General features: G+C 76.1%; 14 protein-coding genes. 2 read left to right on the top strand and 12 right to left on the bottom strand.

Annotated elements, in window-relative coordinates:
- Position 1: 1 nt before the first annotated feature.
- The 3 genes from rplC to MU522_RS06655 all read right to left on the bottom strand — a co-directional run bounded on the left by rplC (position 2) and on the right by MU522_RS06655 (position 1,578).
- Positions 2–652 carry a 50S ribosomal protein L3 gene (rplC, locus tag MU522_RS06665; protein ID WP_128189854.1) on the bottom strand — a complete coding sequence of 217 codons (651 nt, stop codon included), beginning with the start codon at positions 650–652 and terminating at the stop codon, positions 2–4.
- Between the two features lie 8 nt (positions 653–660).
- Positions 661–969 carry a 30S ribosomal protein S10 gene (gene rpsJ / locus MU522_RS06660; RefSeq protein WP_021010896.1) on the bottom strand — a complete coding sequence of 103 codons (309 nt, stop codon included), beginning with the start codon at positions 967–969 and terminating at the stop codon, positions 661–663.
- Positions 970–1,347: 378 nt separating this feature from the next.
- Positions 1,348–1,578, bottom strand: coding sequence for an antitoxin (locus MU522_RS06655; protein ID WP_128189853.1), 231 nt, complete (start codon positions 1,576–1,578; stop codon positions 1,348–1,350).
- Positions 1,579–1,679: 101 nt separating this feature from the next.
- Between MU522_RS06655 and MU522_RS06650 the strand changes: the two genes are divergently transcribed.
- On the top strand, positions 1,680–2,579 hold the full coding sequence (locus tag MU522_RS06650; RefSeq protein ID WP_128189852.1) for an arginase family protein: 900 nt from the start codon (positions 1,680–1,682) through the stop codon (positions 2,577–2,579).
- Here the strand turns inward: MU522_RS06650 and MU522_RS06645 are convergent.
- The 6 genes from MU522_RS06645 to hutH are packed head-to-tail and all read right to left on the bottom strand — an operon-like array spanning position 2,560 to position 10,069.
- Positions 2,560–3,705, bottom strand: a complete 1,146-nt coding sequence (locus MU522_RS06645; protein WP_246990343.1) for an NAD(P)/FAD-dependent oxidoreductase — start codon at positions 3,703–3,705, stop codon at positions 2,560–2,562. The two genes, MU522_RS06650 and MU522_RS06645, sit on opposite strands and share 20 nt — an antisense overlap.
- Positions 3,702–4,424 carry a methyltransferase domain-containing protein gene (locus MU522_RS06640; protein ID WP_128190616.1) on the bottom strand — a complete coding sequence of 241 codons (723 nt, stop codon included), beginning with the start codon at positions 4,422–4,424 and terminating at the stop codon, positions 3,702–3,704. The genes MU522_RS06645 and MU522_RS06640 overlap by 4 nt, the downstream gene beginning before the upstream one ends.
- Positions 4,421–5,563: a type III polyketide synthase gene (locus MU522_RS06635; protein WP_246990342.1), complete on the bottom strand. Its 1,143-nt coding sequence runs from the start codon at positions 5,561–5,563 to the stop codon at positions 4,421–4,423. The genes MU522_RS06640 and MU522_RS06635 overlap by 4 nt, the downstream gene beginning before the upstream one ends.
- Before the next feature lie 32 nt (positions 5,564–5,595).
- Positions 5,596–6,810, bottom strand: a complete 1,215-nt coding sequence (gene hutI, locus MU522_RS06630) for an imidazolonepropionase (RefSeq protein WP_246993370.1) — start codon at positions 6,808–6,810, stop codon at positions 5,596–5,598.
- Positions 6,810–8,465, bottom strand: a complete 1,656-nt coding sequence (hutU, locus tag MU522_RS06625) for a urocanate hydratase (RefSeq protein WP_246993475.1) — start codon at positions 8,463–8,465, stop codon at positions 6,810–6,812. Before hutU ends, hutI begins: the two co-directional genes overlap by 1 nt.
- Entirely contained in the window at positions 8,465–10,069 is a 1,605-nt protein-coding gene (gene hutH, locus MU522_RS06620; protein ID WP_246993368.1) for a histidine ammonia-lyase, read from the bottom strand. The genes hutU and hutH overlap by 1 nt, the downstream gene beginning before the upstream one ends.
- Positions 10,070–10,213: 144 nt before the next feature.
- Between hutH and MU522_RS06615 the strand changes: the two genes are divergently transcribed.
- Complete coding sequence (locus MU522_RS06615; protein WP_246993366.1) at positions 10,214–10,960, top strand: IclR family transcriptional regulator C-terminal domain-containing protein; 747 nt, start codon at positions 10,214–10,216, stop codon at positions 10,958–10,960.
- A 4-nt stretch (positions 10,961–10,964) separates the two neighbouring features.
- Here the strand turns inward: MU522_RS06615 and MU522_RS06610 are convergent, their stop codons facing one another.
- From MU522_RS06610 to MU522_RS06600, 3 genes are all read right to left on the bottom strand, one after another.
- Entirely contained in the window at positions 10,965–11,504 is a 540-nt protein-coding gene (locus MU522_RS06610) for an OsmC family protein (protein WP_246993364.1), read from the bottom strand.
- 135 nt (positions 11,505–11,639) lie between these two features.
- On the bottom strand, positions 11,640–11,897 hold the full coding sequence (locus tag MU522_RS06605; protein ID WP_128190763.1) for a hypothetical protein: 258 nt from the start codon (positions 11,895–11,897) through the stop codon (positions 11,640–11,642).
- Between the two features lie 27 nt (positions 11,898–11,924).
- A complete protein-coding gene (locus MU522_RS06600) occupies positions 11,925–12,404 on the bottom strand; it encodes a hypothetical protein (protein ID WP_246993362.1) in 480 nt (159 codons plus the stop codon).
- Positions 12,405–12,454 lie beyond the last annotated feature (50 nt).

Here is a 12,454-nt window from a genome sequence, read left to right as displayed (position 1 = left end):
CTCAGGCTCCCTTCACAGCGTTGCGGACGAAGACGAGTCGGCCGCGGGCACCGGGGACGGCGCCCTTGACGAGCATGAGGCCCTGCTCGACGTCGATCGAGTGGACCGTGAGGTTCAGCACCGACACGCGCTCGCCACCCATGCGGCCGGCCATGCGCATGCCGCGGAAGACGCGGCTGGGCGTGGACGAGGCACCGATGGAGCCCGGCTTGCGGTGGTTGCGGTGGGCACCGTGCGAGGCGGAGACGCCGGCGAAGTTGTGGCGCTTCATGACACCGGCGAAGCCCTTGCCCTTGGAGGTGCCGACGACGTCGACCTTCTGGCCTGCGGCGAACAGGTCGACGGCCAGCTCCTGGCCGAGCTCGTACTCGCCGGCGTTGTCGGTGCGCACCTCTGCGAGGTGGCGGCGGGGGGTGACGCCGGCGGCGTCGAAGTGGCCGGCGGCGGGCTTGTTGACCTTGCGCGGGTCGACCTGGCCGGCAGCGATCTGGATGGCCGCGTAGCCGTCCTTCTCGTGCGTGCGGATCTGCGTGACCACGTTCGGCGTGATCTCGAGCACCGTGACGGGGACGAGCTTGTTCTGCTCATCCCACACCTGGGTCATCCCGAGCTTCTTGCCGAGCAGGCCGCGAGTCGTCGTGATCTTCGACATGGCGTTCCTTAGAGCTTGATCTCGATGTTGACGTCAGCGGGCAGGTCGAGGCGCATGAGCGAGTCGACGGCCTTGGGCGTCGGATCGATGATGTCGATGAGTCGCTTGTGCGTGCGCTTCTCGAAGTGCTCGCGGCTGTCCTTGTACTTGTGAGGAGAACGGATCACCACGACCACGTTCTTCTCCGTCGGCAGCGGCACAGGGCCCACCACCGTCGCGCCCGCTCGGGTCACGGTGTCGACGATCTTGCGCGCCGACGAGTCGATGACCTCGTGGTCGTACGACTTCAGTCGGATGCGGATCTTCTGTCCCGCCATGGCTGACTCTCTTTCCTGTCGACGCAGCCGCTCGGACTGCTCGCAACACACCTGTCAGTGCACCGCTGTTCTTCTGTCAATGCCCCGGAGGGCGCGCACCGCCGCTGAGCACGGTCATGCCGCGCTCGGCTTCGGCGAAGTTCTTGTCGGCTGCCCGCGGCCCAGGATCGTGATCGTCCTGTGCACTGCCAGGGCAGTGAGCGGCGTGAGACGCCGCGTTTGCAACCTGTCGATTCTCGCACGGATCAGGATGTCCGTGCAACCCGGGCGTGTCGCGCCTTCTGCCGCGTCGTTCCGCGGCTGCGGCCGGCCGCGCCGCCATCCTCCCACGCACGGCGGAGGGGCGGGGATCGCTCCCCGCCCCTCGGTGTTCCCGCGCTACTGGCGCGGCTCGTCGTGCTGCGGCTGCGCTCCGGCAGCGTCTGCGTCGGACTGGCCGAGGAAGCCGTCGGCGTGCTCCTGCACGCCGTCGGTGTGCTCGGCGAAGCGCCCGCCCGAGAGCCGGTCGAAGCCGTCGCCGGCGGCCTGGATGCCCTGGTCGCTGTGCTGCTCGCCCTGCTCGTTGTCGAGCGCGTCCTTCGCCTTGTTCACGAAGTCATCGATGCCCATGCATGCCTCCTGTCCCGTCGCGCGGATCGCGGCGTGCCCACCACCGAACCACACCCGCGGCGATCGCGCCAGTGCTCCGGCCCGATCGCTACGCTCGCGGCATGGCGCTCCCCCACGATCCCAGCTGGCCCCGCGCGGGCGGATGGCCGCAGCTCGCCGAGGCCGAGGGGGCCGTCGACGCGGTGCTCGTCGGGCTCGGGACCCACGCGACGTCGCTGAGCCCCACCGCCGCGCACTCGACGCCGCCCGCGGTGCGCGAGGCGCTGCGCCGCTACTCGCCGCACGCCGCGGCGGCGCCGCTCGCGGGGCTGCGGATCGCCGACGCCGGCGACGCGGCCGACCCCGACGGCGACGAGGCAGGCGCTGCGGCGCTCGTCGCGGGGGCCGCGGCCCGCGCGCGGCTCGTGCTCGCGATCGGCGGCGACAACGCCGCGACCGTGCCCGCCGCCCTCGGCGCCTGGGGCGCATCCGTCGGCTCCGCCGGCCTCATCACGATCGACGCGCACCACGACCTGCGCGACGGCCGCAGCAACGGCTCTCCCGTGCGCCGGCTGCTCGAGGCGGGCCTCGACGGGCGCCGGGTCGTGCAGATCGGGATCCAGGACTTCGCAAACTCCGCGGCCTACGCCGAGCGGGCCGAGGCGGCGGGCATCACGGTGATCCCCCGTGACGCGTGCGAGGCGGCGCCGATGCACGAGATCGCCGCTCGCGCCGTCGCGATCGCCGCGGCCGCGGGCGGGCCGGTGCACGTCGACGTCGACGTCGACGCCTGCGACCGCGCCGTCGCGCCCGGCTGCCCCGCCTCCACCCCCGGGGGGCTCAGCGCCTGGCAGCTGCGGCAGCTCGTGCGCGCCCTCGCGGCCGCGCCCGAGGTGACGTCGATCGACTTCACCGAGGTCGACGCATCCGCCGACGCCCCCGACGGGCGCACCGTGCGGCTCGTGGCGCTCGGGATCCTCGAGGCGCTCGCGGGCCTGGCGCTCAGAGCCCCCGCATCGTGAACGCGCGCGCCACGGCTGCCCGCCCCGGCGGCAGCGCGAGCGCCCTCACGAGCAGCATCCGCGCCGCGAGCTCCGTGCCGCTCGCGGGCGAGCCCATCGCCATGTTCCAGGCGGCGCGGCGCATCGCGCGCTTCGCCGCCTCGCCGCGCGCGAGGGCGTAGGCCGCGAGGGCCTCGGCGCCGCGCCGCTCGTCGGCGAGCGCCCGGGCGAGCGCCGCGTCGAGGGCCAGCGCGTCGAGCCAGCCGAGGCTCATGCCCTGGCCGCCGATCGGGCTCACCTCGTGCGCCGCGTCGCCGACGAGCGCCGCGCGCCCGACCGCCGCGCGCTCCGCGAGGTGCTGGCGCGCCACGAACGCGCTCGGCTCCGCGCCTGCGGGCAGCCGCGGCGGGTCGACGAGCCGCTCGTCGAGGAGGCGCTGGAACCGAGCGAGGCCGATGCCGGGCTCCGGCTCCCGCAGCCGCACCACCCAGCGCCGCCGGCCGCCCGGGAGCGGGAACGACTCGACGATGCCGCCCGGCTCGAGGTGCAGGTGCGCCTCGCCGTGCTGCGCATCCGGGCGAGCGCCGGCGCCCTCCGGCTCGTCGACGTCGACCATCGCGTACGCGCCCCAGCCGTGGCGGAGCCGCCAGCGCACGCCGAGCATCGCCCGCACCCCGCTGCGCACGCCATCGGCGCCCACCGCCCAGCGCGCCTCGACCGGGGCGCTCCCCTCGATCCCGAGCCCGACGGCGTCCGCCCGCTGCGTCAGCGCCACCACGCTCGCGCCGGTGCGCAGCGCCTCGGGCGCGAGCGCCGCGAGCCGCTCGCGCAGCAGCGCCTCGGTGCGGTGCTGCGGCAGCGCGCGGATCGGCGCCTCGTCGAAGCGCAGCCGCGCGAGCTCCCGCCCGCCGCGGAGCGCCGCGCCCGCGGTGATGGCGGCCGACTCCGCGCGCACGACGTCGCCGACGCCCGCCGCGTCGAGGGCCGCGAGCCCCGGCGGGTGGATGCCGAACGCGCGCGACGCCGCCGACGGCTCGGTGCGCCGCTCGAGCACGACGACGTCGAGCCCCCGCTGCGCCAGGAGGCACGCGAGGTGCAGGCCGACGGCGCCCGCTCCGACGACCGCGACGTCGTGGCGGGCGCTCACGGGGCCTCCCGCACGAGCTCGAGCCGCGACGGCAGGCCGCGCCGCACGCTCCACCCGGGCGGCGCCGCGGCCGCGAGCTCGGCGGGCGTGCTGCTGCGGCGGATCGAGGCGAGGCCGTCGGGGCGGATGAGCGTGCCGCGCAGGAGCGTCGGCTGCAGCGGCCAGGTGGCGGCGGCGAAGGCCGCGTACGCGAGCGGCGAGCGGGCGATGTCGCCGTGGACGGCGACGCCGCCCGGCGCCGTCAGCCGCTCGGAGTCGGCGAGCACCGCGCCGAGCTCGGCGGGCGACAGGTGGTGCAGCACGTGGTTCGACACGACGACGTCGAAGCGCTCGCCCTTGGCGACCAGGTCGCCCGTCGTCGCCTGGCGCAGCTCGAGACCGGGCACGGGGTCCAGCCCGCGCGCGTAGGCCATCGCGCGCGCATCCGGATCGATCGCCACCACCCGCAGCCCGCCGCCGTCGCGCGCCGCCCAGCGCAGCAGCCGGCGCGGCAGGTCGGCGCCGCCCGTGCCGACGTCGAGGAGCCGCACGTGCCGTCCTGCGCGCAGCCGCGGCCGGATCCAGCGGCGGTAGAGCGCCCCGCGGCCCGACACCGCCGCGTTGACGAGGTCGAACCTCGCGTAGGTGCGCGCGAGCACCTCTGGGTCGCAGCCCGGGTCGTCCATCGCCTCGCGCGCATCCGGGTCGCGATCGCGCAGCGCCCAGCGCGGCACGCTCATCCCTGGACGGTGAGCAGCGCCGACTCGACCGTGAGGCCGGGGCCGAACGCCATCGCCGCGACGCGCTCGCCGTCGGCGGCGTCCGAGCGCAGGATCCGGTCGAGCACGAACAGCACGGTGGCGCTCGACATGTTGCCGAAGTCGCGCAGGGTCTCGCGCGCCGGCACGAGCTGCGCCTCGGACAGCCGCAGCGTCGACTCGACCTTGTCGAGGATGCTGCGCCCGCCGGGGTGGATGGCCCAGTGCTCGACCGCGTCGCCCGCGCGGCCCTCGCCGAGCGCGGCGCCGAGCGCCTCCTCCTGCGACAGCAGCGGCTCGATCGCGCCGACGATGTGCTCGCCGATGAGCGACGGCACCGCGTTCGAGAGCACCATCTCGAAGCCGTGGTCGCCGATCCGCCAGGCCATGTCGCCCTCGCCCTGCGGCGTCGTGCGGGTCGCGAACGCGTCGAGCCGCAGCGCGCGCTCGCCCTCGGCCGTGGGCCGCGCTGTCACGACGCCCGCGCCCGCGCCGTCGCCGAAGAGCGACGTCGCGACGATCGTGTCGGGGTCGTTGGAGGTGCGCAGGTGCAGCGTGCAGAGCTCGACGCTCACGACGAGCACGACCGCCGACGCGGCGGCCTCGCACAGCTGCGCCGCGAGCCGCAGCGCCGGCATCGCCGCGTAGCAGCCCATGAAGCCCAGGTGGTAGCGCTGCACGCCCGCCGGCAGGCCCAGGTCGCGCGCGAGCACGAAGTCCGGCCCCGGCGCGTAGAAGCCGGTGCACGAGACGGTGATGACGTGCGTGACGTCGGCGGCCTCGAGGTCGGGCACCGCCGCGAGCGCCGCGCCGCCGGCCTCGACGTAGAGGCGGCTCGCGTGCTCGGCGTAGCGGTCGTTGCGCAGCCGCGTGCCGGGGTCGAGCAGGAGGCCGGTGCTGCGGTCGAAGAACGCGGGCTCCTCGGGCCCGTCGCCCGAGAGCGTCAGCTCGTCGACGACCGTGTAGCGGTGGTCGATGCCCGAGACGCCGAACGAGGTCGAGACGATGCGCTGGCCGAGCCTCGACAGGCCCGGCTGCGCGCCGAACACCTCCGCCACCTCGGTCTGGACGAGCCGCGTGGGCGGCACGGCAGTGGACAGGCCCCTCAGCGTCACCGTCATGCGGCGAGCGTAGTGGCGGCGCCTGTGCGTCGCTACGGCAGCCGGGGAGGCTCCACGACGAGGTCGCCCGCGCGCCAGACGGCGTGCACGAGCGGCACGCCCGGGCGGTAGGCGAGGTGGGTGATCGAGGGCGCGTCGAGCACCTGCAGGTCGGCGCGGGCACCGGGGCGGATGCGCCCGAGGGGCGCGAGCGGCCGGCCGTCGCGGCCCGTGCGGGGCGCGTCGCGGTCGAGGGCCGCCGCACCGCCGAGGGTGGCCGCGCGCACCGCCTCCTCGACGGTGAGGCCCATCTGCAGCACCGCCGTCGCGACGCAGTACGCCATCGACGTCGTGTAGCTCGTGCCCGGGTTGCAGTTGCTCGCGATCGCCACGACGGCGCCGGCGTCGAGCAGCCGGCGGGCGGGCGCGAGCGGCATGCGGGTCGAGACGTCGCACGCGGGCAGCACCGTGGCCACCGTGCCGCGGCCGCCGTGCCAGCTGTCGGCGAGCATCGCCACCTCGTCGTCGTCGAGGAAGGCGACGTGGTCGACGCTCAGCGCGCCGAGCTCGACCGCGAGCCGCGCGCCGGGGCCGGGCCCGAGCTGGTTGCCGTGCACGCGCAGCGCGAGCCCGCGCGCCCGCGCGGCCTCCAGCACGCGCCGCGACTGCTGCTCGTCGAAGGCGCCGCGCTCGCAGAAGACGTCGACCGCGTCGACGTGCGGCGCGACGGCCTCGAGCATGTCGCCCGCGACGAGGTCGACGTAGCCCTCCGCATCCGAGCCCTCCGGCACGAGGTGCGCGCCGAGGAAGGTGACCGCGTCCGCTCGGGCGGCGGCGATGCGCGCCGAGCGCAGCTCGTCGGCGACCGTGAGGCCGTAGCCCGTCTTCACCTCGAGCGCCGTCGTGCCGCCGCGGAGCGCCTCGTCGGCGAGCCGGTCGAGGTTCGCGGCGAGCTCGGCGTCGGAGGCTGCCCGCGTCGCGGCCACGGTGACGCCGATGCCGCCTGCCGCGTAGGGCTGCCCCGCCATGCGCGCCTCGAACTCGGCGGTGCGGTCGCCCGCGAACACGAGGTGCGTGTGGCTGTCGACCCACCCCGGCAGCACGGCGCGGCCGGCGATGTCGACGCGCGCGTCGGCGGCGGGCGCCGCGGCGGCCTCGCCGACCCACGCCACGAGCCCGCCCTCGAGCACGACGGCCGCGTCGCGCATCCGGCCGAGCTCGTCGTCGTTCGTGGTGAGCTCGCCGATGCCCGTGACGAGGGTCGACATCAGCCGCGCCGCATCGGGATCGGCACGCCGTGCGCCTCGGCGAACCCGATCGCCTCGTCGTAGCCGGCGTCGACGTGCCGGATGACGCCCATGGCCGGATCGTTCGTGAGCACCCGCTCGAGCTTCTCGGCCGCGAGCGCCGTGCCGTCGGCGACCGTCACCTGCCCGGCGTGGATCGAGCGGCCGATGCCGACGCCGCCGCCGTGGTGGATCGACACCCAGCTCGCGCCCGAGGCCGTGGCGACGAGCGCGTTCAGCAGCGGCCAGTCGGCGATCGCGTCGGAGCCGTCGCGCATCGCCTCGGTCTCGCGGTACGGGCTCGCGACCGAGCCCGCGTCGAGGTGGTCGCGGCCGATCACGATCGGCGCCGAGAGCTCGCCGCTCGCGACCATCTCGTTGAAGCGCAGGCCCGCGAGGTGCCGCTCCCCCGCGCCGAGCCAGCAGATGCGCGCCGGCAGGCCCTGGAAGTGCACGCGCTCCTGCGCCATGCGGATCCAGCGCTCGAGGCGGCGGTTCTCGGGGAACAGCTCGAGGATCGCCTCGTCGGTGCGCCGGATGTCCTCCGGGTCGCCCGAGAGCGCCGCCCAGCGGAACGGCCCCTTCCCCTCGCAGAAGAGCGGGCGGATGTACGCGGGCACGAAGCCGGGAAACGCGAAGGCGTCCTCGAAGCCGCCGAGCCTCGCCTCGGCGCGGATCGAGTTGCCGTAGTCGAAGACCTCGGCGCCCGCGGCCTGGAAGCCCACCATCGCCTCGACGTGCCGCGCCATCGAGGCGCGGGCGCGCTCGGTGAAGCCCTCCGGGTCGCGCGTGCGCTCCGCCTCCCAGTCGTCGAACGCGACGCCGCTCGGCAGGTAGGCGAGCGGGTCGTGCGCGCTCGTCTGGTCGGTGACGACGTCGATCGGCGCGCCCATCCGCAGCAGCTCCGGCACCACGTCGGCGGCGTTCGCGCAGAGGCCGATCGAGAGCGCCCGCCCGGCGTCCCTCGCCTCGACGGCGCGCGCGAGCGCATCCGCTGTCGTCCTCGCCTCCACGTCGAGGTAGCGGTGCTCGATGCGGCGGCGGATGCGGCTCGGGTCGACCTCGACGCAGATCGCGACGCCGTCGTTCATCGTGACGGCGAGCGGCTGCGCGCCGCCCATGCCCCCGAGGCCCGCGGTGAGGGTGATCGTGCCGGCGAGGCTCTCGCGGCCGAGCTTCGCCGCGACCGCGCCGAACGTCTCGTAGGTGCCCTGCAGGATGCCCTGGGTGCCGATGTAGATCCAGCTGCCGGCGGTCATCTGGCCGTACATCGTGAGCCCCGCGGCCTCGAGCCGGCGGAACTCCGGCCACGTCGCCCAGTCGCCGACGAGGTTGGAGTTCGCGATCAGCACGCGCGGCGCCCACGCGTGGGTGCGCATGACGCCGACGGGACGGCCCGACTGCACGAGCAGGGTCTCGTCGTCCTCGAGGGCCTCGAGCTCGCGCACGATGGCGTCGTAGCTCGCCCAGTCGCGGGCCGCCCTGCCCGTGCCGCCGTAGACGACGAGCTCGTCGGGGTGCTCGGCGACCTCCGGGTCGAGGTTGTTCATGAGCATGCGCAGCGCCGCCTCCTGCTGCCAGCCCTTCGCCGTCAGCTCGCTGCCGCGCGCCGCGCGCACCGGTCGTGCTCCGCGCATCATGCGCCTCCCTCTCGATCGATCCCCACCTGGAACGCCTCGGCGGCATCCGCCGTCCACGCCTCGCCGCCGGTGACGAGGCCGGCCTCGATGAGCGCGCCCCCGCCGACCACGAAGGCGACGGATGCCTCGATGTCGCGGGCGAGGAACCGGTCGGGCCCGATGCCCGGCACGAGCCGCCGCAGCCCTGCGATCACGCGGCCGGTGCGCTCCCCCGCGGGCTCGGCGCGCAGCTCGATGCCGCGCGCGGCGGTCATCACCTCGATCGCGAGCACCCTGCCGAGGCCGTCGACGGCGCGGCGCAGCTTGCGCGCGGCGCCCCAGCCCATCGACACGTGGTCCTCCTGCATCGCGCTCGACGGGATCGAGTCGACCGAGGCCGGCACCGCGAGGCGCTTCAGCTCGGAGACGATCCCCGCCTGCGTGTACTGCGCGATCATCAGGCCCGAGTCGACGCCCGGGTCGTCGGCGAGGAACGGCGGGAGGCCCCAGGAGCGCGCGGGGTCGAGGAAGCGGTCGGAGCGCCGCTCGCTCATCGACGCGACGTCGGCGATCGAGATGGCGAGGAAGTCGAGCACGGCCGCGACCGGCGCGCCGTGGAAGTTGCCGTTCGAGACGACCCGGCCGTCGGGCAGCACCACGGGGTTGTCGATCGCGCTCGCGAGCTCGACCTCGGCCACGCGCGCGGCGTGCGCCGCCGTGTCGCGGGCGGTGCCGTGCACCTGCGGGGCGCAGCGCAGCGAGTAGGCGTCCTGCACGCGGGTGTCCTCGGGCCCCTTGTGGCTCGCGACGATCGGGCTGCCCTCGAGCAGCGCCGCGATCGTCGCGGCGCTCGCCGCCTGGCCCGGGTGCGGGCGCAGCGCCATGAGGTCGGCGGCGAACGGCGCATCGGTGCCGAGCAGCCCCTCGACGCTCATGGCGGCGGCGAGGTCGGCGGTCGCGAGCAGCTTGTCGAGGTCGGCGAGGGCGAGGCAGAGCATCGCGAGCATGCCGTCGGTGCCGTTGACGAGCGCGAGGCCCTCCTTCTCGGCGAGCACGACGGGCGCGAGGCCCGCGCGCTCGAGCGCGGCCGACGCATCCATGACCTCGCCGTCGAGCTGCCCCGGCCCGCTCACCTCGACGACGCCCTCGCCCATCGCCGCGAGCGCCACGTGCGACAGCGGCGCGAGGTCGCCCGAGCAGCCGAGCGACCCGTACTCGCCGACCACGGGCGTGATGCCGGCGTTGAGCATCGCGGCGTAGAGCTCGGCCGTCGCGCGGCGCACGCCGGTGCGCCCGGTCGCGAGCGTCTGGAGCCGCAGCAGCATGAGGCCGCGCACGACCTCGCGCTCGACCGCCTCGCCGCTCGAGGCGGCGTGCGAGCGGATGAGCGACTGCTGCAGGCGCGTGCGGTCGCCAGGCGCGATGGCGGTGTTCGCGAGCGCGCCGAAGCCGGTCGAGATGCCGTAGTGCGGCCGTTCGTCGGCCGCGAGCGCGTCGATGACGACGCGGGCCGCGTCGATGCGCTCGAGCGCCGCGGGGCTCAGCTCGACCCGCGCGTCGAAGCGGGCGACCTGCACCACCTGGTGCCGGGTGAGGGGGGCGTCTCCGATGACCACTGCCATGCCGCCATTCCAGCGCCCCGGCCGGGCGCGCGCATCCGCCTGGCGCCGCTTCGTGTCTGAGATCTCGGACGCCGCCTACACTGAGGCGATCGGCGGCCGGGGCGCGGCCGCGACGAGCGGAGGGTGCCGATGGGGATGCCGCGGATGCCGGCGGCCAGGAGCGCCCTGCGCGTGCTGTCGCTGCTCGCGGAGCAGGCGGGGCCCGTGCGGGCCGCGACCATCGCGCGGGAGCTGGGCCTGCCTCGCTCGAGCGCGTACCAGCTGCTCCAGGTCATGCGCGACGAGGGCTTCCTCGTGCACTACCCGGAGCTCGGCGCCTGGGGCCCGAGCGCGCGGGTGCAGCAGATCGGCTCGCGCGTCGCGGCCGCGACCCGGCTCGAGCGGCTCGCGCAGCCGATCCTCGACCGCCTCGTCGCACGATCGCCGATCCCCGCGACGAGCCACCTCGCGGTGCTCGCCGGCAGCGACGTCGCCTACGCCGGGCGCGGCGAGGGGCGCCGCTCCCCCGTGACGGTCTCGCGCGTGGGCGTGCGGCTGCCCGCGGTGCGCACGGCGACCGGGCGCGCGATGCTCGCGGCGCTCGGCGACGACCAGGTGCGGGCGCTGCTGCCGCACGACCGCGACCTGGCCGGCGAGCGGCCGGCGACGCGCGCCGCCCTCACCGCGCTGCTCGCCGGGGTGCGGCGACGCGGCTGGGCGACCGAGGACGGCGAGGTCGACGCGGCCTACGGCTCCGTCGCGGCCGCCGCCCGCGATGCCGCCGGCTACCCCGCGGCGTCGGTGGGCCTCACGTTCCGGCTGGTCGACGCCGACGACGCCGCGTGGGCAGCGCTCGGCGGCGCGAGCGCCGCGGCCGCCGCCGAGCTGACGCGCAGGCTCGGCGGCGGCTGAGCCGTCAGGCCAGGCGGGTCTCGACCGGCGTCGGGTTCGAGAAGAGGTCGTGCACGGGGCAGTGCGCGTCGACCAGCCGGCGCAGCTCCTCGAAGCGGGCGCGCTCGTGGGGGCCGTCGATGTCGACGACCACCCGCACGCCGGCGAACCCGGGGCGCACGTCGTCGGCGCCGAACAGGCCGCGCACGTCGAGGTCGCCCTCCGCGCGCAGCTCGAGCCGGTCGATCGTCAGCCCGAGCCGCTTGGCGTACAGGCGGTAGACGACGGTCTGGCACGCGAGCAGCGCGCCGAGCGCCGCCTCGACGGGGCTCGCGCCGGCGTCGTCGCCCGCGAGGCCGGCCGGCTCGTCGATGAGCCACTCGTGCCGGCCGGCGCGGATGCGGGTCGCGACCGCGCCCTGGGCATCGCCGTCGGCGCGGAAGACGAGCCGGGCGTTCGCGACGTCGGCGGCGAGCCGCTCGCCCCAGGCGCGCTCAGCCTGGTCGAGGCGCTCCTCGCGGTCGGCGTCGGTGACGGGGGCGGCGGATGCGGTGGTGATGCTCATGCGGATCTCCTCGGGTCGGGGATCCACACGCTAGGGAGCGACGCGGCGGGCGCGGAAGCCCGCCGCGTCGCACGGCGTCACACGGCGTCGCGGGGCGTCACAGAGCCGCCGTGCCGTCGACCCGTGACCGCCGCCTCAGACGGGCCGGTCGTCGGCATCCGGTCGCGGCGGCGACGCCTGCGCCTGCGCGGTCAGGGATGCGTCGTCCGGCTCGAGGTCGGCGTGGTCGGCGAGGTGCTCCCGCTCGATCGCCGCCCGTGCGCGATCCGCGAGCTCGTCGAACGACCTGCCCGACATGTCGCCGGGGACGTCGGCCGGCGCATCGGCGTCGACCGCGAGCTCCGGGGCGTCCTCGTCGCGGCGCGGCTCCTCGTCCTCCTCGTGCTGCACCATCTGGCCCTCCTCTGCTGGGCGCGCGGCTCAGGGCTGCGCGCGGTCGGTGTCGTCGAGCGCGCTCGCGTCGCCGGCGGGGTCGCCCACGGGCGCGGTCGGGTCGAGCGTGCCGGGCCCCTGCGGCGCCTCGGGGGCTCCTGGCGCTCCCGGCACGGGGGCGTCGGGGCCGCCCGGACCGGCGGGCGCTCCCGGCCCGTCTGGGGTGCCGGGCGCTCCGGGCGCCTCGGGCGCGCCGGGGCCGGGCTGCAGCGGCTCGCCCGGCTCCTCGGGGCTGCCGCCGGGCTGCTCGGCCTCGAGCTCGGCGATGCGCTCGCGGTGCTCGTCGATGCGGTCGAGCCCCTCCTGCACGACGCGCTCGTAGCGCTCACCGGTCGCGTCGGCCGCGAAGTCGGCCTGCCCGTCGCGGTCGGCGTTCGGCGCCGGCGCCGGCGGCTCACCGCCGGTGGGGAGGGGCTGCTCGTCGTCGAGCGGCTGGTCGCCGCCGTCGCGGATGTCGCTGTCTGCCATGCTCGCACCTCTCGTTCCTGGCCGACGCCGGTGCGCCGGCGCAGCCAGTA

Source organism: Agrococcus sp. SCSIO52902 (genome assembly GCF_022983135.1).
GTDB lineage: Bacteria > Actinomycetota > Actinomycetes > Actinomycetales > Microbacteriaceae > Agrococcus > Agrococcus sediminis.
This window is presented reverse-complemented; position numbering and strand designations above follow the sequence as displayed.

Excerpts from the sequence above, each read along its gene's own strand:
- rplC (WP_128189854.1), bottom strand. The coding sequence starts at position 652 with ATGTCGAAGATCACGACGACTCGCGGCCTGCTCGGCAAGAAGCTCGGG.
- rpsJ (WP_021010896.1), bottom strand. The coding sequence starts at position 969 with ATGGCGGGACAGAAGATCCGCATCCGACTGAAGTCGTACGACCACGAG.
- MU522_RS06655 (WP_128189853.1), bottom strand. The coding sequence starts at position 1,578 with ATGGGCATCGATGACTTCGTGAACAAGGCGAAGGACGCGCTCGACAAC.
- MU522_RS06650 (WP_128189852.1), top strand. The coding sequence starts at position 1,680 with ATGGCGCTCCCCCACGATCCCAGCTGGCCCCGCGCGGGCGGATGGCCG.
- MU522_RS06640 (WP_128190616.1), bottom strand. The coding sequence starts at position 4,424 with ATGAGCGTGCCGCGCTGGGCGCTGCGCGATCGCGACCCGGATGCGCGC.
- MU522_RS06635 (WP_246990342.1), bottom strand. The coding sequence starts at position 5,563 with ATGACGGTGACGCTGAGGGGCCTGTCCACTGCCGTGCCGCCCACGCGG.
- hutI (WP_246993370.1), bottom strand. The coding sequence starts at position 6,810 with ATGTCGACCCTCGTCACGGGCATCGGCGAGCTCACCACGAACGACGAC.
- hutU (WP_246993475.1), bottom strand. The coding sequence starts at position 8,465 with ATGCGCGGAGCACGACCGGTGCGCGCGGCGCGCGGCAGCGAGCTGACG.
- hutH (WP_246993368.1), bottom strand. The coding sequence starts at position 10,069 with ATGGCAGTGGTCATCGGAGACGCCCCCCTCACCCGGCACCAGGTGGTG.
- MU522_RS06615 (WP_246993366.1), top strand. The coding sequence starts at position 10,214 with ATGCCGGCGGCCAGGAGCGCCCTGCGCGTGCTGTCGCTGCTCGCGGAG.
- MU522_RS06610 (WP_246993364.1), bottom strand. The coding sequence starts at position 11,504 with ATGAGCATCACCACCGCATCCGCCGCCCCCGTCACCGACGCCGACCGC.
- MU522_RS06605 (WP_128190763.1), bottom strand. The coding sequence starts at position 11,897 with ATGGTGCAGCACGAGGAGGACGAGGAGCCGCGCCGCGACGAGGACGCC.
- MU522_RS06600 (WP_246993362.1), bottom strand. The coding sequence starts at position 12,404 with ATGGCAGACAGCGACATCCGCGACGGCGGCGACCAGCCGCTCGACGAC.